The following is a 978-nucleotide window of genomic DNA, read 5'->3' as shown; positions in this document are numbered from 1 at the left end:
CTAGGGCGTGTCTGCTTATTGCTGTAGCCAGATGACGATGGCGCGGAGCACGACACCGCCGCGGTAGTTGGCGGCGAGCTTGTCGTAGCGGGTCGCGATGCCGCGCCACTGCTTGTGGTCGTTGAACGACCGTTCGACCACGTTGCGTCGCTTGTAGGTGACCGGGTCGAAAGCGGGCGGTCGGCCACCGGACGATCCGCGCCGTTGGCGGTGCCCGATCTCGTCGGCACGCTGCGGGATCACCGTCCGGACCCGCTTTGACCGCAGCAGCGCTCGATTCGCGCGCGAGGAGTAGGCCTTGTCGCCGAGGATTGCGTCGGGACGAGTGCGGGGCCGTCCTGGCCCCAGGCGCTCGACGGCCAGGTCAGCCAGCAGGAACTTCAGCATCGGCGAATCGGCTGCCTGTCCCGCGGTCAGGCCGATCACCAGCGGCCGCTTGCGGCCGTCGACGAGTTGGTGGATCTTGGTCGACAACCCGCCCCTGGAGCGTCCGATCGCGTGGTCGGGAGGCTCGTGCATCGGGTCAGCGGCAGAGTTCTTGTAGTTCGACTCAGCCCCCTGTGAGCCCTGCGGGTCGCTCGACACGACTCCGGTTCGTGGCGTGCTGGTGGGCGCGGTTGATCGTGGCGTCGACACTCACGGTCCAGTCGACCTCGTCGGCCGCATCCGCTTCTGCGACCAGCTGGGCGTGGATCCGGTCCCAGATGCCGTTCTGGGAGAACACCTGGTGCCGCTCCCAGACTGTCTGCCACGGCCCGAACGCGGCCGGCAGGTCCCGCCACGCGATGCCGGTTCGGAAGCGGTAGATGATCCCCTCGACCACCTGGCGGTGCTCGCGCCACGGCCTGCCACGACGTCCCTCAGAGGACGGCATCAACGGCTCGATCCGGGCCCACTGGGCGTCGTTCAACACCTCAACACGCGACATAGGTCAACAATCACCGACCTGACGACCGCGATTTAGCAGACACGCCCTAG

The 978-nt window shown here is 67.4% G+C and carries 1 pseudogene; it reads right to left on the bottom strand.

What is annotated here, in order from left to right:
* Nucleotides 1-15 precede the first annotated feature (15 nt).
* A pseudogene (locus ACYVAQ_RS23375) lies at nt 16-928 on the bottom strand (IS5 family transposase).
* Between the last annotated feature and the right edge of the window lie 50 nt (nt 929-978).

The organism is Nocardioides maradonensis, assembly GCF_054777115.1.
Note: the sequence above shows the minus strand (reverse complement) of the source record. Positions and strands in the feature narration are given on the sequence as shown.